The organism is Pseudomonas sp. SGAir0191, assembly GCF_002812565.2.
Lineage (GTDB): Bacteria > Pseudomonadota > Gammaproteobacteria > Pseudomonadales > Pseudomonadaceae > Aquipseudomonas > Aquipseudomonas parafulva_B.
This window is the reverse complement of record NZ_CP025035.2, coordinates 271689-291756: the sequence shown is the minus strand read 5'-3', so window position 1 is coordinate 291756 and position 20068 is coordinate 271689. Positions and strand designations below refer to the sequence as shown.

Genomic DNA, 20068 nt, shown 5'->3' with positions numbered 1-20068 from the left:
TGCATACAGCAGATAGCTTGCTGACGCCATCTTGTAGGAGCGGCCTCGTGCCGCGATGGGCCGCACAGCGGCCCCAGGTTTTCAGCTTCTGAGCAGATATGCCGCGGCCGGCCCGGCCACTCGGCAAGGACCGCTACATGGCATTGTGCAAGCTTGCAGATTCCGCGTAGAGCCGCTGCTTGCACCAGAGGGCAAGCGAGCGGTCGCCGCTGCCTTACTTGACCACTGCCGCCTGGCCACCAGCTTCGCGCTTGCGGTGCACCAGCAGCCCCGCAGCCACCACGGCGATGCTCAGCAGTGCCGTCGCGATGATCTCGATGCGGTGGTCCTCACGCAGTGCCATTACCCCCAGTACCGCCACGATAAAGGCAATGGTCGCCCAGGTCAGCCCTGGGAACAGCCACATCTTGAACGCGATCTGCTCACCGCTGGCCTCGCGCTTGGCACGCATGCGCAGTTGCGAAACGGCAATCACCAGGTACACCAGCAACGCGATGGCGCCAGAGCTTGCCAGCAGGAACTCGAAGACCTGGGCCGGCGCGAGGAAGTTGGCGAAGACGCACAGGAACGCCGCCGCAGTGGACAGCAACACCGCCACGTATGGCGTAGCCGCCTTGGTGGTGCGCTGGGCCATCGCCGGGGCATCGCCACGCTTGCTCAGCGAGAACAGCATGCGCGAGGAGGTGTACAGCGCCGAGTTCAGGCAGCTGGTCACGGCGATCAGTACCACGATATCGACGATCAGCTTGGCATTGGGCACACCGATGCGGCTGAGTACGGTCTGGTACGAGCCGACTTCGGCCAGCGCCGGGTCATTCCATGGTACCAACGCCACGACCAGGAAGATCGACACCAGGTAGAACAGGCAGATCCGCCAGATCACCGAGTTGGTGGCGCGGCTGATCTGCTTGCCCGGGTCCTTGGACTCGGCAGCGGCGATGGTGACGATCTCGGTGCCCATGAACGAGAACATGGTCGTCAGCATGGCAGCCAGCACGGCGCCAAGGCCGTTGGGCATGAAGCCCTGGGTGTCGAACAGGTGGCTGGCACCGCTGACCTGGCTGGTGGGTACCAGGCCGAACATGGCCACGCAACCGACCACGATGAACGCGATGATGGCCAGCACCTTGAGCAGGGCGAACCAGAATTCGAACTCACCGTAATTCTTCACGCTGAACAGGTTGGTCACGGTCAGCGCCAAGGTGATCAGCAGGGAGAACGCCCACAGGTCCACGGCCGGGAACCAGGCATGCAGGATGGCTGCAGCGGCGTTGGCTTCCAGCGGAATGACCAGCACCCAGAACCACCAGTACAACCAGCCGATGGTGAACCCTGCCCAGCGCCCGATGGCGCGGTCGGCGTAGGTGGAGAACGAACCGGTGTCGGGCGAAGCCACTGCCATTTCACCGAGCATGCGCATGACCAGCACCACCAGCGTACCGGCAGCGGCATAGGCCAGCAGCACCGCCGGGCCCGCCGCTGCAATGGCGTGGCCGGAACCGACGAACAGGCCTGCGCCGATGACGCCAGCGATGGACAGCATGGTCACATGCCGTTGTTTAAGCCCCTGAGCGAGGTCATTGGAATTGTTGCCGCTCATAAAACTACCTTTGCAAGGAGTAGATCACGTCGGTTGCAGATGCGCGGCTCGCGTCTGGAGCATGCACAGCGGCAACCCTTGATTGGAGACTGGCAATAACCGCGCCATGTGCTACGCGCACTCGACCAGGCCACTCTCAAGACCAGCAACGGCGGGGGCTAGGGCAAAAAGCGTCAACGCGTGGCCGATTAGCCATCAAAAGCGCTCATTACCGAAATACTCACTTACAAATGCACCAAAGGTGCCCCTCGGTAACACCTTCGCACCATCACAAGGCAAACAGGGCGCAACCCTTCGGTACAACCCTAGGCCAAGGCGGCGGTCAAAAAGGCTGCACCAGGGTGGCTCGACAGGCTGCCCGGGCAGTCAGGTTTCACGGGCACATGGTCCGAAAGCGCTTCCCTGAGCCCGTCAAAACTGGCACCATCGCGCCTTTTTTCATCATGGCTCTGGTGCCGGGCAACCTCCCTTGTGGACATCTGCGCGACGTTGCGCTGCAACGATGCGACAAACTGCCCCACCAATGCCCAGAGTGCCCGGCGACCCTGTTGGCCGTCATAATGCCGCTATGCTAGCTTGGCGCACGCCAGGAAGGCCGCCAACAGCTGGGAACGCACCCGAACACATGAGGACCGCACATGGCTCAGGCCACGCCCGCGCTGGAAATCCGCAACCTGCACAAACGCTATGGCGAGCAGGAAATTCTCAAGGGCATTTCGCTGACCGCACGCGACGGTGACGTGATCTCCATCCTGGGGTCGTCCGGCTCCGGCAAATCCACCCTGCTGCGTTGCATCAACCTGCTGGAAAACCCGCACCAGGGCGAAATCCTCGTGGCCGGGGAAGCCCTCAAGCTCAAGGCGGCGAAGAACGGCGACCTGATGGCTGCCGACAACCGCCAGATCAACCGCCTGCGCAGCGAAATCGGCTTCGTCTTCCAGAACTTCAACCTGTGGCCGCACATGTCGATCCTCGACAACATCATCGAAGCCCCACGCCGCGTACTTGGCCAAAGCAAGGCCGAAGCCGTCGAGGCAGCCGAAGCGCTGCTCAACAAGGTGGGGATCTACGACAAGCGCCACAGCTACCCCGCCCAGCTTTCCGGTGGCCAGCAGCAGCGCGCCGCCATTGCCCGTACCCTGGCCATGAAGCCCAAGGTCATCCTGTTCGACGAGCCCACCTCGGCCCTCGATCCGGAAATGGTCCAGGAAGTGCTTAACGTTATCCGCGCATTGGCCGACGAAGGCCGTACCATGCTGCTGGTGACGCACGAGATGAACTTTGCCCGCCAGGTGTCCAGTGAAGTGGTCTTCCTGCACCAGGGCCTGGTCGAAGAGCAGGGATCGCCGCAGCAGGTCTTCGAGAACCCGACCTCGGCGCGTTGCAAGCAATTCATGTCCAGCCACCGCTAACGGAGCAATACATGCACACCTACAAGAAGTTTCTCCTGGCAGCCGCTGCCACCCTGGTGATGTCGGCCAATGCCATGGCCGCGGAAAAACTGCGCATGGGTATCGAAGCCGCCTACCCACCGTTCAACAACAAAGACGCCAGCGGCAACGTCGTCGGTTTCGACAAGGACATCGGTGATGCCCTGTGCGCCAAGATGAAGGTCGAATGCTCGGTCGTCACCTCCGACTGGGACGGCATCATCCCGGCCTTGAACGCCAAGAAGTTCGACTTCCTGATCTCGTCGCTGTCGATCACCGACGAGCGCAAGCAGGCGGTGGACTTCACCGACCCGTACTACTCCAATAAGCTGCAGTTCATCGCGCCGAAAAACGTCGACTTCAAGACTGACAAAGACTCGCTCAAGGGCAAGGTCATCGGCACCCAGCGCGCCACCCTGGCCGGCACCTACCTGGAAGACAACTACAGCGGTGTGGACATCAAGCTGTACGACACCCAGGAAAACGCCTACCTGGACCTGGTCTCCGGCCGTATCGACGGCATCCTGGCCGACAAGTACGTGCAGTACGAGTGGCTCAAGAGCAAGGACGGCATGAACTACGAGTTCAAGGGCGAGCCGGTGATGGACAGCGACAAGATCGGCATCGCCGTGCGCAAGGGTGACACCAAGCTGCGCGACGACCTGAACAAGGCCCTGGCCGAAATCAAGGCCGACGGTACGTACAAGAAGATCAACGACAAGTACTTCCCGTTCAGCATCGAATGATCCGCCCCGATTGGCGCGCCCCGGTGGCGCGCCTCTCCCTAGAATGACCTGCCCATGAATATCGACTTGCACGGATTCGGTCCGGCCATGATGGCCGGCACCCTGATGACCGTAAAACTGGCGCTGTGCGCCTTGCTGTTAGGGCTGGTGCTGGGCCTGCTCGGCGCCCTGGCCAAGACTTCCCCGATCAAGCCGTTGCAATGGCTTGGCGGTTTCTACTCGACCCTGGTACGGGGTATTCCCGAACTGCTGTGGGTGCTGCTGATCTACTTCGGCACCGTGGGCCTGATGAACGCCCTGGGTGAAGCCCTGCACATGCCCGGCCTTGAGCTCAGTGCCTTTGCCGCTGGCGTCATTGCCCTTGGCCTGTGTTTTGGTGCCTACGCCACCGAGGTGTTCCGGGGCGCCATCCTGGCCATCCCCAAAGGCCACCGCGAAGCCGGGCTGGCGCTGGGCATGTCCAAGGGCCGCATCCTGTCGCGGATCATCCTCCCGCAGATGTGGCGCATCGCCCTGCCCGGCCTGGGTAACCTGTTCATGATCCTGATGAAGGACACCGCGCTGGTGTCGGTGATCGGCCTGGAAGAAATCATGCGCCACGCCCAGATCGGCGTGACCGTGACCAAGGAGCCGTTCACCTTCTACATGGTCGCGGCCTGCATCTACCTCAGCCTGACCGTCATTGCCATGACCGGCATGCATTTCCTGGAACAACGCGCCGCTCGCGGCTTCGCGAGGGCCGAACAATGAACTGGGAAGTGATCATCAAGTGGCTGCCACGCCTGGCCCAGGGCGCTACCCTGACCCTGGAGCTGGTGGCCATCGCGGTCGTGGCCGGCCTGATCCTGGCCATTCCGCTGGGCATCGCCCGCTCTTCGCGGCACTGGTACGTGCGCGCCGTGCCGTTCAGCTACATCTTCTTCTTCCGCGGCACCCCGCTGCTGGTGCAGTTGTTTCTGGTGTACTACGGCCTGGCCCAGTTCGACGCCGTGCGCGCCAGCGCGCTGTGGCCGTACCTGCGCGACCCGTTCTGGTGCACCGTGCTGACCATGACCCTGCACACCGCCGCCTACATCGCCGAAATCCTGCGCGGCGCCTTGCAGTCCATTCCCAAGGGCGAAATCGAGGCTGCGCGGGCGCTGGGCATGTCCCGGGCCAAGACGCTGATCTACATCATGTTGCCCCGGGCTGCCCGCATCGGCCTGCCGGCCTACAGCAACGAAGTGATCCTGATGCTCAAGGCCAGCGCACTGGCCAGTACGGTTACCCTGCTGGAACTGACCGGCATGGCGCGGACCATCATTGCCCGCACGTACTTGCCGGTGGAAATCTTCTTCGCCGCTGGCCTGTTCTACCTGCTGATCTCGTTCATGCTGGTGCAGGGCTTCAAGCTGCTGGAGCGCTGGTTGCGCGTGGACGCCTGCCAAGGGCGCTGATCCTTTACCGGCCGCAGCCGGCTGGCCCGTGTTTGCCTAGCATGTGGATGCAAGGGTGAAAGCGGGTTCAGCCGGCAGCAAGGCCTGAACACCTTCTATCGACAGCGCTCCCAATGCCTACCTCCCTCCACAGCCACCTTCTGCTCGAACGCTTTCAGGCGCTTGATCGGTTTTTGATCGAGCATCAGGCGCTGTGGAAACCCAGGCCATTCACCCGCCTGCGACTGGATTGGGAAGGCACCTACCCGGATCTGGCGCGACATCTGCGCCAAAACACCCTGGCCGATGCCGAGGGTGAGGTCGACCCGCACGCACTGCCCGCACCTTATCCACAGCTGGCTGATGCCGCCCAGACGCTCAGCGCTCTGGGTGACCTGCCAGCCTGTGCGCTGCCCGCCGCCGCGCACCGGCTTGACGTCAATGTGCCTGGCCGCAAATGGCAGCAGATCGAAGCCTTCGCCCGTCACCTCGCCTTCCGCGCACCCTCGCGTCACTGGCTGGACTGGTGCTCGGGCAAAGGCCACCTGGGCCGACGTTTGCTGCAACCCGGCCAGCGCCTGACCTGCCTGGAGTACGATCCCGAGCTGGTGGCCGCCGGCCAAGCGCTCAGTGCCCATCACCACTTGCCCGTGCAACACATCCACCAGGACGTGATGGCCCCTGGCAGCGCCGAGCATCTGGATGCGGACACCAGCGTGGTCGCGCTGCACGCTTGCGGCGACCTGCATGTCCAGCTGCTGCGCCTGGCCAGCCAGCAAAACTGCCCACAGCTGGCCGTGGCCCCGTGCTGCTACAACCGCATTGCCACCGCCCAGTACCAAGCGTTATCCACAGCTGCCCGTGCCTCGGCCTTGCAGCTGTCGCTGGATGACCTTGGCCTGCCCTTGAGCGAAACCGTCACCGCCGGCGCCCGCGTACGCCGCCAGCGCGACACGTCCATGGCCCGCCGCCTGGGCTTCGACCTGCTGCAACGCCAGCAGCGCCAGACCGACCAGTACCTGCCTACGCCATCGCTGCCGGTGGCCTGGCTGGCCAAGCCCTTCGAGCAGTATTGCCGTGACCTGGCGGCGCTCAAGCAATTGGAGCTGCATGGGGATATCGACTGGGCGGCCTTGGAGTCGGCGGGGTGGGAGCGATTGGCGCAGGTCCGTAACCTCGAACGCCTGCGCAACCTGTTCCGACGCCCGCTCGAACTCTGGCTGGCATTGGATCGTGCCCTTTTTCTGACCGAACAGGGCTATGACGTGCATTTGGGCGTGTTTTGCGACTATGCCCTTACCCCACGCAACCTGATGATCCTTGCCGAGCGCGACAGATAGCCGCAGAACAACCTGTGGATAAGTCTGTGAACAAGCTTGGGGTTACCTGTTGGTGTACGCGGCCATCCAGATGGATTTGCTTATTCCAAAATCACGTTCAAGACCAGCAAAAACAGGCATTTGCGCAAATTCGGGTGGTTGAGGCTTGAGTTATGCCATTGGCACAAGCATTCGATGCCGCTTGTGCATAAGCAATTTTTCGGGGGCGATTTTTTGTTGATTTCAGAGAGGTTTGGTGCGTAGGGGGTGGGGTTGCCATGCCGGAATTGGGAATGGCTTCAGTGCATGCCATCGCCTTGAAATTTTGAAGTCTGTTTTCTGCGGGTCGTTATCAAAGAACTGGGCGGGTGCCTAAAAACGGGTTGCCTATCCGCTTGGCACCCTGGCCCTATGGTCATCCATGCAGCCGAGGTTCTGGTGGGCCTTCGCTAGTGGCGCTTGCCTTTGGCGATTTCGATGTCGTTCAGCAAGGCGTTGGCCATGTCGCAGAGGTAATCCGCAGCACCGAGCAGCTTATGGTCATCCTCCATATCCCCCTCACGCACCAGGTGCCTGATGTAACCCATCAGGATCGAGACATGTTCGTACGCAGCATCCACCGGGATGCCGGGTTGAACGCGAAGGAGGTTTACGGGTGGGGTGCCGGCTTGGAGGAAGGTTTCTACGCCTGCGGTGGTGACAAGGTCTGAATTGCTCTTATCCATGGCTTGGTTCCTTATTCGAAAACAGGAGCCGCCACGCAAACCTTCTCACGGATAGGGTGGCAGCCGTACGCAGGGTGAGAAACCGAGTGAATAAGGAACCCCGGCCAGACCAAAGCCTGCCCGCGCACGGCCACCATTGCAGGTAGCGCTTATTCGAAGTCGGGTTCTCACACCCGGTCGCCAGAGCGACGGGGCAAAGGTATCCGTGAGGTATTTCCCAGACAACGGTGATACTTCGGCAGAGCGCGTAGGATACGTCCGATAACTAAACTTGCAGAAGCCTCCAGCCGGATAGTCCAGACATTTCCTACAAAACCAAGGCTCGCAAGCTACAACACTCCAGCCCAACTCATCCCCGTGTGGGAGCGGCCTCGCGCCGCGATGGGCCGCAAAGCGGCCCCAAAACTCCCACCCCAAACCACATATCCCCCCCTACACACACCGCCCCCACCCACCTCCTCTCTCTCAAACCCCACCCAACTTCCAATTCCATGACCCACCGCACACTCCCCGCAACACCCCACCCCTAATCCCCGCCACCATAACCGTGTATCATGCGCCCCCCAAATCATTAAAAAGTGACGTCGCGCGCTGCCTGCCAGCCCTGCGGCCATCTGGCGTTGCGCCAGATTCGACAATGGACCTGACTCTCGTGACCCAAGCCAAGCCCCTCGCCCTGCTCGCCTTCGCCCTGGCCCTCACCGCCTGCGCCAGCGCCCCCTCGCACCCCGCCTCCGGCAACCTCGGCTGGAACCACCCCGGCATGCAGCTGGGCGGCGACCGAGGCCTGCCGCTACGCGCCGACACCCCCTGCCGCAAGCGCGGTTGCGACAACGACAAGCTGTTCTTCAACCCCGGCAAGACCGAGCCAAGCGTCACCACCATCCACCGCGGCTGGTAAGAAAATTCCCCTTTTGGGTCGGTGACTTAGGTCATTTTCAAACAATCGCAAGGAAGTGGTTTACACACGCCAAACGATCGTTATAATGACGCCCCATTGCCGGTATAGCTCAGCTGGTAGAGCAACTGACTTGTAATCAGTAGGTCCCGGGTTCGATTCCTGGTGCCGGCACCATATAAGGTTTCAGAGAAGGCTTTCAAAATCTCTGGAATTCACGAAAAACCCGCCTTTTGGCGGGTTTTTTCGTTTTGGCGTTCCGTCGGATTCCGAGGGTAGCCAGCGCTAATAAGGGTAGTTTTAAGGATAGAGGTCCGTTTCGATATCGGAGACTACCCTTATGGCCCGCACCACTGCCCCGCTTACAGACACCACCTGTCGCACGGCAAAGCCCAGAGAGCGCGAGTACAAGCTATTCGACGGCGACGGTCTCTACCTCCTTGTGCAACCCAACGGCCGCAAAGGCTGGCGGCTCAGGTACGTGAAACCCGATGGCCGCGAAGGCCTGACCGCCCTCGGCAGCTACCCGGTGGTCGGGCTGGGCGACGCACGCCGCAAGCGCTTCGAGATCAAGCAGCAGCTCGCAAACGGCATAGATCCGATCCAGTCCAAGCAACAAGCCAAGACCCAGGCCGTGATCAATGGCCGCACCTTCGAAAGCGTTGCGCTCGACTGGCACGCGAGCATGGTGCCCAAGTGGGCGCCCGGCCACGCCAAGACAGTGCTCAGCCGTTTGAAGACTCACGTATTCCCTTTGCTCGGTGCCAGAGCAATCGTTGAGTTGGACACCCACGACCTCATGCAGCCACTGGAAGCCGTGACGAAGCGCGGCACCATCGACGTGGCGCTCAGGATCAAGAACTACCTGCAAAGCATCATGCGTGAAGCCAAACGGCTGCGGCTGATCACAGCGAACCCAGCTCACGACCTCGATGGCTCGATCAAGACACCACGGGTAACTCACAGACCCGCACTACCCTTATCGCGGCTGCCAGAGCTACTGGCATGCATCGAGGACTACAAAGGTCGCCCGCTCACGCGCCTCACGGTGATGCTGTCGTTGCATGTATTCGTACGGTCCAGTGAACTGCGCTTCGCCCGCTGGAACGAGTTCGACCTCAAGCGCGGAATCTGGGAAATCCCCGACACCCGCCCGGCGCTGGACGGCGTGCCGTTTTCCACAAGGGGTACAAAGATGGCCGGGGACATCCACGTTGTACCCTTATCGCCGCAAGCAGTGGCTTTGCTTGAGCAGATCCACGCGCTCACCGGCAAGTTCGACCTGGTGTTCGCGGGGGATGCCAAACCGTGGAAACCGATGTCCGAGAACACGGTGAATGCTGCGCTCAGGACGATGGGCTACGACACCAAGGTGGATATCTGCGGCCACGGGTTCCGAGCTATGGCGTGCAGTGCGCTGGTCGAGTCCGGGCTGTGGTCGGAGACGGCAATCGAGCGGCAGATGAGTCACAAGGAACGCAACAACGTACGGGCCGCTTACACCCACAAGGCCGAGTTCCTCGAAGAGCGCCGGATGATCATGACCTGGTGGGGCCGGTTTCTGGAGGCGAACCGCGAGGACCATGTGACGCCGCATGAGTTTGCCAAGCAGACGGGCGAGAACGTCACGCGCCTTCGCAGTGCCAAGAGGACCGAGTAACCCGCCGCACCACCACCTCAACTCGCTGTGAAGTTACCCACAGCACCGACATGAAGCTCCTCCGCGCGGGTCCATTCAAACGGGGCTGCATAGCCGCCCCGTTTGAATGGACCATACCTTAGAAAAAAACTGTTGGCACAGAGTACGTCTGTGGAAAACCACTGATGTCCACCGGGGGATAGTTTTATCCACAGGTGCTAAATACCTGAAATCGCTTTGCTTGACGAATATTGTCCACAGGCGTAGAGCGGGAGTTGCAAGAGCTGTCGATGACAGCACCCCAGGTGGCCCGAACCTTCAAGGCCACGCCGCTCTCGCGGTGGTTCTCCCCAAGGGCGATTAGCATTCGGCAGCTCGCCCGGTCACAACCCATGTGATGAATGCTCTTACACATATAGCGCTCGTGCGCCAGATACTCCGTACCTCGCTGCCCTGCAGCAACCTATCCGCTTGGCCGAAAATTTGCGCCAACCTGCGCCCGTCTCTTTCTTCTGGAAAGAGACGGGCACTACTACCACTGCTGCAACCCTGATCGCACAAGGCTATGCGGCATTCCCCCTCGTGACAATCGGCGTGACAAACGCCGATGTCACCAGCAACAGCCATGCAGATGATGGTGCTGCAGACCAAGGAATGGACTGCACCTGACTGACAGTCAGGCATGCCCCGGTCATCGCATTGCTGCGTTCACCCGACTCAGGATCTTCAGGCGCTGGTCTCGTCAGCCAGTTCTGCCTCCACCCGCCCACCGGTAACGGTGTTCAGGAGGCCAGATCATGAGATGCCCTTGCTCCCGGACGTAAGGAGCCGCCAGTCCCGCGAAGAGGACATTCCCCACAGGTCGCAGGGGCCTTGATCCCTGATAACACTGAGCATTCTTGGCGGGATGACGTGGGGCGAGGATCGGAGAGCGGACGATGAGGTGAGCGACATGGCATTGGTGGGTAGGCGCGACCGTCGTAATTCTGGCTACGGCAGGCGATTGAGCTAAGCGGGGGGCGTTGGCTTTGAACGATCGGTTGGATAGCGCCCATTGGGATACAGTCAAGACCACTACACTGGTCGCTCATGCTGAATTGATGAATTTGAGTTATTGGAAAGGCCCCAAGAGCTCCGCAGCTGGGTCCGCCCCTTGCCAAGATCAACAAAGCCCCTATGATGGCGATAGGATGGCAAAAGCCTACCACTACCAATAACGTGGAGCTTTTGCTCCAATAACAACGAAGGAAGCGAGCTGAGATGGAAGTCAGGGAGTCAATCATTCATGGGGTACTCAAGGCAAAAGAGACTTCGGGAGAGGGGTCAACGACCATCCGCCCAAGGGAAGAATTATTGCCCATTGATGAAAGGCTTGATCTCCTTTGCACCGACGTACTCGCTCTCTACACAAAGCTAAGTAATGGCTACGGAACTTTTGGTGCCGACCCTCTGCTGCATGCGTTCCCTGCTTTACTAAAAAGATACCTGAGAGCCGAAATTGACTTGGTAGAGCTAAGTGTAAGCACTAGCACTTTACTATCAGATCGCATGCAAGATCAGTTCATGGCAACAACAAGCTGGCCACTTTTCGTAAGATATAACAACCAAGGCCGCGAGTGGTTTTTGATCGCAATGCTCAAGCTGAAAGAGGGTGTCGGCATTGACGAGGCAACTTTAGACCTCAACAACTCTCTGTCTTTTGACATATCTCACCTTCATGAAGCTGCGCGAATTGACATTGAAAAGCTTCTGAGAGATGAACAACCGTATCTTTCGTTCATTAAGCGAAGAGCAGGCGATGCCGATGTAACGCGTTACTTCAGGACAGCTATATCTTGCACTGAATATACAGACGCAAAGCACAACACCGAAATGGTTATAAAGGCCGCCGAAGCCTATTGTTCTGAGCAAGATTGGACACCAGAACGATGCCAACAAGCGCGCGATAGCTTATACAACTATTGCAACACAAAAAAACATGATGACGAACCAGTAAATTTGACAGCACTTTCTGCCCACATCGATGACCAAAACCCTGAAGGGTTTGCCTTGTTTGTCCGAGAAAGTGCATTTGAGGTAAATGAAGTATTTTCCCCCAATCCGGCCTCATACAAAAAGCTTATGCGCGTAAGCCGACGTTTTGGTAGCATTAGTGTTAGCTTCGATGTTGACGACCTGAGGCAGGAAACTGTGCGCTATGACCCAGACAGCGATACTATCATTATTAGTTCCCCACCAGAAGAACTAGTCAATGATATGAAGCGTGCTCTTGGCGAACTAGTGGACGCAGAAGATTATGCTTGACAGTCTTGTCAGCATATATCGGAGACTCGAGAAACGAGAAATGTCTCGCGGACGTGTATCAGGTATAGCCTCTGATCATGACTTTGAGGAAATCGTTAGTACCCTCGAGACACATGACGTACTTATAGCAAATGACCCCAATACTAAATCTGTAACGTTCAGAGCAACATCAACAGCCACAGAGTATTTCTCTGCGTCGATGGCAGATTTACTGACCGCTCCATCGAGAAAGAGAAAAGCTCCGACCACCTTTTACGTTGCAGATCTTGACTTTCTATACAACGGCGAAATTAATGAATGCCCTACTCCAGTTAAGTCATACCTAGAGCATACATGCCTAGTTTCTTTACTTGAGAAAATATCTGATCATCAAGGCGACATTTCAAAGCTTATTTTTTTCCATAGAGAAAAATTTGACTTACAGATAAATTATTCAGCAGAGCACTTATCGCCAATCTGTCGACTTGATGAATTTAAAGAAAAATTCGTCGAGGACGACATACATTCGGAACAGAAAAAGACCATAATCAAGTCAGTGCTCTTAGAGTTTCACAATGAATTTGACAAAAAACTATCAACAGGCCTAATTGCCGAAAAATTTGAAGAATTCTACCGTAGAGTCTCTTCAAGCTATCAGCTTTACGTCTCAGAATTCTCATTCCAAAAAATAAAAGCAGAAGTAGAAAAAAGCAAATTCGAATTCATAACCAGGATAAATAAAGTATTTTCCGACATACAGAATCAACTTTTAGTCGTTCCTGCCTCTTTGATCTTAGTGGGGAGCCAGTACGAAACAAGCAATAGCATGACGCTCAAGAATCTAATCATATTTTGCGGAGCGATAGCTTTCGCTGCGTTCATGATGCTATTGATACTAAATCAAAGAAACACACTTCTCTCTATTTTGAACGAGATAAACAACGAACTTCAACTCATAAAACAAAAACATTCATCCGTAAAATTACAATTTGACGACCAATACAAGCTCCTTGAAACGCGCTTCTTGTACCAGTACATCTTGCTTGAGATAGTCTCACTAATTGTCGCCCTTGCACTCGCAGCGGCGAGCGCTCTATTCTTCTACTTCTCTAATAACAAAGAAATCCCTATAGAGATTTGCTTGGTAATAGCCTTTGCACTTTTCGTATACGCTTTTGTACGAATCGCCTCTACCATAGGTGTTTTTCTTAAAAACCCTTTGCGCAGCCGAAAATACTGACCGCTAACGTTTTATTCTTTCTACGCCATACCTCCCCCTAGCAAACCCTCATTAAAATTTCGCCAAGAATTAATTTAAGCTGGAACCCCGCCAACATCATTAGAATATTAATCCACCCCAGCGACAGTACATTCGCGTCAGCGCCAACTATTTAATCGTAGATCAACGAAAACAAAAGCCCCGGTTCGACTCAACGAAACACCATAATTAGCTGATTTATTTGTGGCTACCCTATGAAGTATGCAAAAAACCACCAAATTCCAGCCCGGCGTATCCCCTGCCCTCACAGCAAGAAACCGTTCGTCTGGTGCCGTGTCAAAGCTCCGCAATGCGGGGCTGAACTTGCTTCAAGTTCTGTGTGATCTAGTAGATGTGGTTGAGAAAACTAACACCATGCTTACAGGGCACAAGCATGGTGTTACCCCTCCTTCTGACAACGCGGCGGAGTTTCATCAAACTCAGAAATTGCTGCTAGCCTTATCAACAGATGCGGCCTATTACTGAGAAAGTCCCCTAGATAGGATTTCCAACATTCTACCGTACTCCTCTTTCCGCCTAACAACATGAAGATTTTCCAATCCGGCGGGAACACACTTCAACAAGTTGCACTTGCCTATGGCATCGTCTGAAGCCAGCAAGAGATTTGCTGAAATTTTGCTTTCAGAATGTGCTATATCCTTATCGGTTGGGAATGGAACAATCAGCGGGCGCTGGTCTTTGATTGCTGCCCGGGATGCATGCAAGCTTCCCCCTACCAAATCCGACTGGATCATTATCACTCCGCGAGAAAGGGCGGACTGGGTCTTGTCCCTGATAACAAAGTTGGTTGGAGTTGGCTTTATATCGAAACCAAACTCCGACACCAATGCTCCATCGCTGGATAGTATTGATGTCGCTAGCTCTACATTCCGCGACGGTGAGATAGTTTGCAAGCCATGAGCCATGACAGCTACTGTTTTGCCTCCCGATTCGATTGCCTGCTTATGTGCAATGCTATCGCAACCCAATGCGAGACCACTTACGATCGCCCATCCCTGTTGAACCATCCAATCCGTTATTCGCTTTGTTATTTCTTCACCATGGGCTGTAGGCTCTCTTGTTCCAATTACAGCTACCGAAGGGATATTCAGCGCGTCTATATTTCCTTTGACATAAAGAACCGCAAGACGGACCCCAGAGGCCACCAAGATCTTCGGAAATTCAGCATCCAATAGGCTAATGATCCTCGTGTCGTTCTTGAATGCCATATCCACCTGAAAGTCGGCATACCGCCGAGCCTCATCGTACTGCTCAACAGTCAAGGAATTTTTACGCAGCTCGTAGGCGTACTCACAAAGCTCAAGAGTCGTCTTCAGTGGATAGGAAGTAAGCCCCAGCACCTTTTCAATCGTGCTAGGCCCAACTCCCTTTAACCCACTCAGGATCAAAGCATTGTAAGCGTCATCGCTCGTCATCTTATTTCTCTGGGTGCTGAGATTGTGTGCGCCAGGCTAATGCAAAACACCTCTTGCGCGCCATTCTCCCTACTGTATTTGTCCATATAGTAGAGAGTCGCCCCTGTGGTGACAACATCATCGATCAAGAAAACTAATTTATCTTCGAAGTCGTCGTCGCCTACCGACAAGCAGTCACGGACATTTTCAAACCGCTGAATTTGGGACAAGTGTTCACCATGATGGGATCTCGCCTCTGCAGAGAACTCAAATGCTTCAGGAGCGATTTCAACCGAGCTGTTTGACAGAGGGTTCTCATCGCATGAGGCCCCGATCAGTTCAAGAAAGTTCTCCATTCGAGGCGGTCTGTCAGCTTTTGTGGGTGCAACTGTGATTAGCACGCTGTACCGTTTAAACATGTGGCTCGGGCCTTTTCTTTTTCTGTACTGCTTAATTTGGTCATCAATTGCATCTCGGACGCACTCCGCCCATTCTGCCGGGAAATTATCAGTATCTTTGAATTTCACAATCTCATCAGTAAGAGCATGCCATTGCCGTCTTTCTTTAAGCGCCTTATGTTCTGTGAACAATCTACCCAAAGAAATAACCTGCAGCGGGTGCCTCGCTTCTGCTATAGACTTCGGCGGAAAGTGTCCAATCCGGCACACTCTCCCAAAGTAAGTGCTGTTTGAGTCGCCGCCTTCTACTAGTCGCTCGAGGACTGGGAGCTTCTGCTTTATGTCAACAATCGCTTCGTAAACTGTTTTTTCCTTGACAACTGACGCGTCAGGAATTCGCTTTCTCGCTTCATAATTCTTTTGGTCTTCGAGTTCGGCCAATACCACACGAATTCCTGCGCTGTAAGCCGCTTCGACATCCCCGAGGTCGTCACCCACTAGCAAAACTGCTTGACCTTGAGTGATACCACAGTCCTCTGCAGCCAAATAAATCCCTTCCGGATCCGGCTTCGTGTGTTTCACGTCTTCGAATGCTACGACGGAGTCCCACTCGATTTCTGGGTAAACTTCTTCCAAGACAATATTGGCGTATTCCTTAGGTGACTTGGTAAAAACTGCCAGCTTGATGTCTGGATTGTTATCTCGCAGATCTTCAAAGAACTCTATCGACAACAATCGACGCTTCTGCTCTTCGATCTTAGCAACCAACCGATCTTTGTAATTTTGACTTTGCCCGCCTAGATGTGCGCGACCTCGAAACTCTTCCAGATCATCAGTTGAAGCCAATGTGTTATCTAAATCAAAAATCACCAAATTAAACATCCCAAATTCCCTTTGTGCAGTCAAAAGAAATACAGTGATGCCTAATGGCCATCAATGTCAATATGGCATTAGCGAATACGGTCCACCCAGCCTCATGTTTTGACTGTGAACAGCTCCGCCATGCAGGTCGTGTACCGTTGGCTGAGCAGATCCCGCTTCATCCTCCAATCCGGCGCGACAGGCACAGTCGCGACCTTCAACGTCCCGCGCCCCCAACGCCCATTGATCTGGTCCAGCACCGGCATAACCTTTCCGAAGCCGGCTGCGCCACCCAAAACAGCTCATCGGTAATTCACGAGGCTGTCGCAGGTCCAGAAACACATGCTTTGTCACCACCGCATTAGCGGCAATAACCGCGCCGATGCCCACGTTTACGCCCTCAAAAACCACTGCACTTTGGCCGATACAAACGTCGGGGGCCAATGATCGTGCTGCTCCCTTCGATTTCGTATCGAAGCTGAGTGTCGGTGTATTGAAAGGGGGGACTACTTACCCAGTTCGTTGAGGGCTCATTTCTCTCAGGTTCTTCATCCTAATGAGAGCTCGGTTTGAGCTTTGATCTGGCAGTATTCACTCTCGTTATCGGACTTCGTCAAAGTGCAATCATACCTGTCGAAATGCCCGGTTCGATTCCACTATAATCCATAAACAGCTGATTTATTTATAGTTACTCTATGAGGTACGGCACAAAATCCACCAAATTCCAGCCCCGCGAATCCCCTGCCCTTATAGCAAGAAACCGTCCGTCTGGTGCCGGCACCATATAAGGTTTCAGAGAAGGCTTTCAAAATCTCTGGAACCCCCGAAAAAACCCGCCTTATGGCGGGTTTTTTCGTTTTGGGGTTCAGTCGGATTCCGAGGGTAGCCAGCGCTAATTAAGGTTGGCCTGGGTGCACGCCGTAAGTGCTTCGAGATCAAGCAGCAGCTCGCAAACGGCATAGACCCCATCCAAACCGTGATCAACGGCCGCACCTTCGAAAGCGTTGCGTTCGACTGGCACGCGAGCATGGTGCCGAAGCGGGCGCCCGGCCACGCCAAGACTGTGCTCAGCCGGTTATAAACCCACATATTCCCTTTGATCGGTGCCAGGGCAATCGTTGAGTTGGACACCCATGACTTCATGCAGCCACTGGAAGCCGTGACGAAGCGCGGCATCCCCGACGTGGCGCTCAGGATCAAGAACTACCTTCAAAGCATCATGCGCGAGTCCAAACGGCTGCGGCTGATCACGGCGAACCCGGCTTACGACCTAGATGGCCCGATCAAGACACCCACGGGTAACTCATCGACCCGCACTACCCTTATCGAGGTTGCCAGAGCTACTGGCATGCATTGGGGACTACAGAGGTCGCCCGCTCACGCGCCTCACGATGATGCTGTCGTTGCATGTATTCGTACGCTCCAGTGAACTGCGGTTCGCCCGGGGGAATGAGTTGACCTCAAGCGCGGAATTTGGGAGATCCTTGACACACGCCCGGCGCTAGACGGAGTGCCCTTCAACACAAGGAATACGAAGATGGCCGGGGATATTCTGGTTAAGTATTTTCTTTATCTTTTCCCACATTCCCCAGTACGAGACGGTACAGCTCCTCTTCGCCACCAAAAGCCCCTTGCCGCAGGGATTTGCAGAACACCGACATTCCACTACACCTGCCAAAGCCCAAGCACAGAGCGATTTCAACCTGGCTGCATGAGCGCCGAAATTCCGACCGGTTTAGCCCGCAGGCGTGGGCGCGCAGGGTCAGCACCGCGCTAGCCTGCATGCTGTCGACCCTAGCTCGGCACGCCGGGTGCAAGGCGACAATGTACTTTCATACAGCTTTAAAGGAGAAAGGGTTGCGCGGTGCTCCTAGATCACCAGCGGTTCGAGCTGGGGATGACCACCCATGAAGAGATCGCTGCACACCGAGTCGTGCTGCTTCGCCATCAAAGGGAGCAGGCCTGGCAATAGCTCGCCAAAGCCAGGGAGGGTATGCAGGAGTTGATGGATATCAATTGGTCGCGGAATGAGCAGCTCATCGCCACGCGTCATGACCTAAAGGTCGCTCGGCCACATGCGTGCATGGAGGCGAATCATAGACAGGATGGCTTTTCAGCCTGAGGCGGCCAAGCCTCTAATCTAGAACCGTCCGCCACCGGCCATCCAGTGCTTTGAGTCCCGAATGCACTTCAACGCGTACAGGGCAGTCAGATGAACAGAAAAGTGCTGTCGATCAGAATCGTCAATGGCAAGCTATGATGAATCGTGCAAAATCGTATGATTCTGATATCATCCGTGCCGAGCCAAAGCCGCTGACACCAAGCTGATGAGGAGGGGTGACTATGACTGACAACATGAAAAGTCTGTACTCCGCACTCAGTCGTCACGGAATGAAAAAGCCGGACGTACGAGCGATCCTTCCTGCATGGTGGGATGATGAGATTGCCGAGACTGCGGCCGGTCTTCAGCAGGCAAAGCTTTTCGTTGCTAAGGCGCTAAACCTGAAGATCCGCCCACTCGTTGAGTCCCCTCCCCGGGTAGAGTTCGACCTTCCGGCCGAACGACGGTTTAAGCTGGCAAAAGGTACAACTGAAGATGACGTCGAGCTGGCTGTAGCACTGGCCCGCAGTGCTTCAAAGATCGTACTGTCTTCGATCGACCACGACTTTGTTCGCCCAGGTTCAGCTGCTGAGGTTCGCGCTCACATTCTTGCCACAGGCCGGAAATGGGTGGATCTGGAAGGATTAGTGGCGTATTGCTGGCAGAAAGGAATACCTGTTATCCATCTGGCGTCCTCGCTGATGCGTAAGAAGATGGACGGCATTGCCATGTCGACCAAAGGGCGGCCTAGTATTGTGCTCTCTTCTCGTAGAGCCTACGGTTTTATGCTTTTCCATCTTGCCCATGAATTGGGCCATGTAGCCTTGGGCCACCTTGATGCCAATGGGGCTATAATCGACACCAAAATCGAGAAAGAACCGGACGGAAAAGATGATGCCGAGCGGGAAGCTGATTGCTATGCGCTCGAACTGCTAGCCGGTCATCAGGGCAATCTTCGTCTCACTTCGTTCCAAAAGCCTATGGCTCTCGCAAAGACTGTTACGGAGTACGGCAAAGAACACAAAATTGCCCCTAATCATGTGTTGTTGAACTGCGCCTACAATGGCGATTTCTGGGGTTTGTGCGCTAACACGTTGAAGGTTCTTTGTGAAGCTGACGGCAAGTCTGATAAAGAGGTCATCGACAGGCATCTGTATGAGAACCTTCCAGACGATATCAAGGAAGACAATCTAGGCATCCTAGGGACTCTAGTTGGTTCCTGAATGATCCTACTGTCCGACAACGATCTCATCGTGAAGCTGGCTCAATGTGATCTTATAGGGGACACGCTGGCTTCGATGGATACCAAGAGAAAAGACTGTTACGTGCTCAACACCATGAGCTACAGCCTACGTCTCCGTGATGCTGACCTTTCTATCCGCAAATATGTCGGTAGTGTTCAAGCTTATGAGCGCATCAGCGAGTTTTTAGAAAGTTGCTCGATTCTGGGCGTCGGGCCAACAGATTATGATTTGCTTGACCATCTTCAAGAAATTGACGAAATCGATCCGGGAGAGCAGACCCTTTTCATGCACGCGTACGACCATCACGTCAACGACCGGAGCTACCAGCTTCTAACCGGGGACAAGCGTGCGCTAAAAGCGATTTGCAATTATGGCAATCTGGATGCCTTTGAATACCTAAGGACGAAGGTCGTTTGCCTGGAAAGCTGCATGGTGGATCTCATCGATTACGCTGGCTTCGAGTATGTCAACGATATGGTGTCTGCTGCCCGTAAAGAAGTTCAGGAGGACAAGTACGACAAGGTCCTGAGAGCTGCTTTCGGCGCAGGCCGGGACGAGAATCACTGCCTAGAATGCCTTCACAGCTATTGCGCGGACATTCGCTGGTTGCTGTCCTATTAGCGTAATCACTGGCGGAAATATTCAACCCGCAAAATCGAAAGCTCCCCAGCTAACATGCTAAAGCCGCCTCAATGGGCGGCTTTTAGTTTCCGGTGTCCTCAGTTCGGCGTTGGCG

General features: G+C 55.5%; 17 protein-coding genes, 1 tRNA gene and 1 pseudogene. 13 read left to right on the top strand and 6 right to left on the bottom strand.

The genetic code is table 11. The features are described from left to right. Positions 1-214 precede the first annotated feature (214 nt). Positions 215-1600 (bottom strand): GABA permease, encoded by a 1386-nt coding sequence (gabP, locus tag CWR53_RS01275; protein ID WP_078477839.1) that lies wholly within the window; start codon positions 1598-1600, stop codon positions 215-217. Positions 1601-2238: 638 nt separating this feature from the next. Between gabP and CWR53_RS01270 the strand changes: the two genes are divergently transcribed. The 5 genes from CWR53_RS01270 to CWR53_RS01250 all read left to right on the top strand — a co-directional run bounded on the left by CWR53_RS01270 (position 2239) and on the right by CWR53_RS01250 (position 6531). Further along, on the top strand, positions 2239-3012 hold the full coding sequence (locus tag CWR53_RS01270; RefSeq protein ID WP_058606102.1) for an ABC transporter ATP-binding protein: 774 nt from the start codon (positions 2239-2241) through the stop codon (positions 3010-3012). Between the two features lie 11 nt (positions 3013-3023). Next, entirely contained in the window at positions 3024-3776 is a 753-nt protein-coding gene (locus CWR53_RS01265) for an ABC transporter substrate-binding protein (protein WP_058639938.1), read from the top strand. Between the two features lie 54 nt (positions 3777-3830). Beyond that, positions 3831-4526 carry an ABC transporter permease gene (locus CWR53_RS01260; RefSeq protein ID WP_058606101.1) on the top strand — a complete coding sequence of 232 codons (696 nt, stop codon included), beginning with the start codon at positions 3831-3833 and terminating at the stop codon, positions 4524-4526. Beyond that, positions 4523-5212 carry an ABC transporter permease gene (locus CWR53_RS01255; protein WP_078477838.1) on the top strand — a complete coding sequence of 230 codons (690 nt, stop codon included), beginning with the start codon at positions 4523-4525 and terminating at the stop codon, positions 5210-5212. The genes CWR53_RS01260 and CWR53_RS01255 overlap by 4 nt, the downstream gene beginning before the upstream one ends. 113 nt (positions 5213-5325) lie before the next feature. Beyond that, positions 5326-6531 carry a methyltransferase gene (locus tag CWR53_RS01250; protein ID WP_100850619.1) on the top strand — a complete coding sequence of 402 codons (1206 nt, stop codon included), beginning with the start codon at positions 5326-5328 and terminating at the stop codon, positions 6529-6531. Positions 6532-6959: 428 nt separating this feature from the next. On the opposite strand, the gene CWR53_RS01245 is transcribed toward CWR53_RS01250, so the two are convergent. Continuing rightward, a complete protein-coding gene (locus tag CWR53_RS01245; protein ID WP_100850618.1) occupies positions 6960-7235 on the bottom strand; it encodes a DUF3077 domain-containing protein in 276 nt (91 codons plus the stop codon). Positions 7236-7887: 652 nt separating this feature from the next. On the opposite strand from CWR53_RS01245, the gene CWR53_RS01240 reads away from it, so the two are divergent. The 5 genes from CWR53_RS01240 (at position 7888) to CWR53_RS01215 (ending at position 13295) form a co-directional block, all read left to right on the top strand. Further along, positions 7888-8136: a hypothetical protein gene (locus CWR53_RS01240; protein WP_058606182.1), complete on the top strand. Its 249-nt coding sequence runs from the start codon at positions 7888-7890 to the stop codon at positions 8134-8136. 98 nt (positions 8137-8234) lie between these two features. Continuing rightward, positions 8235-8310 (top strand) — tRNA-Thr (locus CWR53_RS01235). A 163-nt stretch (positions 8311-8473) separates the two neighbouring features. Further along, positions 8474-9793 carry an integrase arm-type DNA-binding domain-containing protein gene (locus CWR53_RS01230; protein WP_100850617.1) on the top strand — a complete coding sequence of 440 codons (1320 nt, stop codon included), beginning with the start codon at positions 8474-8476 and terminating at the stop codon, positions 9791-9793. 1239 nt (positions 9794-11032) lie between these two features. Then, positions 11033-12076 carry a nucleoid-associated protein gene (locus CWR53_RS01220; protein WP_100850615.1) on the top strand — a complete coding sequence of 348 codons (1044 nt, stop codon included), beginning with the start codon at positions 11033-11035 and terminating at the stop codon, positions 12074-12076. Further along, entirely contained in the window at positions 12069-13295 is a 1227-nt protein-coding gene (locus CWR53_RS01215) for a hypothetical protein (protein WP_181405451.1), read from the top strand. The genes CWR53_RS01220 and CWR53_RS01215 overlap by 8 nt, the downstream gene beginning before the upstream one ends. Positions 13296-13792: 497 nt before the next feature. Here CWR53_RS01215 and CWR53_RS01210 read toward each other — a convergent pair whose 3' ends face one another. From CWR53_RS01210 to CWR53_RS01200, 3 genes are all read right to left on the bottom strand, one after another. After that, positions 13793-14749: a DNA-processing protein DprA gene (locus CWR53_RS01210; RefSeq protein ID WP_017903420.1), complete on the bottom strand. Its 957-nt coding sequence runs from the start codon at positions 14747-14749 to the stop codon at positions 13793-13795. Beyond that, on the bottom strand, positions 14746-16008 hold the full coding sequence (locus CWR53_RS01205; RefSeq protein WP_100850614.1) for an HAD-IA family hydrolase: 1263 nt from the start codon (positions 16006-16008) through the stop codon (positions 14746-14748). Before CWR53_RS01205 ends, CWR53_RS01210 begins: the two co-directional genes overlap by 4 nt. Before the next feature lie 92 nt (positions 16009-16100). Beyond that, the gene (locus CWR53_RS01200) at positions 16101-16253 is read right to left on the bottom strand and encodes a DUF4113 domain-containing protein (protein WP_017903422.1); all 153 of its coding nucleotides are present in this window, start codon (positions 16251-16253) and stop codon (positions 16101-16103) included. A gap of 635 nt (positions 16254-16888) precedes the next feature. Here CWR53_RS01200 and CWR53_RS01190 point away from each other — a divergent pair. Next, positions 16889-17578: pseudogene (locus tag CWR53_RS01190) on the top strand (tyrosine-type recombinase/integrase); the annotation flags it as partial. A gap of 279 nt (positions 17579-17857) precedes the next feature. Here CWR53_RS01190 and CWR53_RS01185 read toward each other — a convergent pair. After that, complete coding sequence (locus tag CWR53_RS01185; RefSeq protein WP_100850613.1) at positions 17858-18040, bottom strand: hypothetical protein; 183 nt, start codon at positions 18038-18040, stop codon at positions 17858-17860. Between the two features lie 290 nt (positions 18041-18330). On the opposite strand from CWR53_RS01185, the gene CWR53_RS01180 reads away from it, so the two are divergent. Together CWR53_RS01180 and CWR53_RS01175 are read left to right on the top strand one after the other, a co-directional pair. Then, positions 18331-19311, top strand: coding sequence for an ImmA/IrrE family metallo-endopeptidase (locus tag CWR53_RS01180; protein WP_100850612.1), 981 nt, complete (start codon positions 18331-18333; stop codon positions 19309-19311). After that, positions 19312-19953, top strand: coding sequence for a hypothetical protein (locus CWR53_RS01175; protein ID WP_100850611.1), 642 nt, complete (start codon positions 19312-19314; stop codon positions 19951-19953). The last annotated feature ends 115 nt before the right edge of the window (positions 19954-20068 follow it).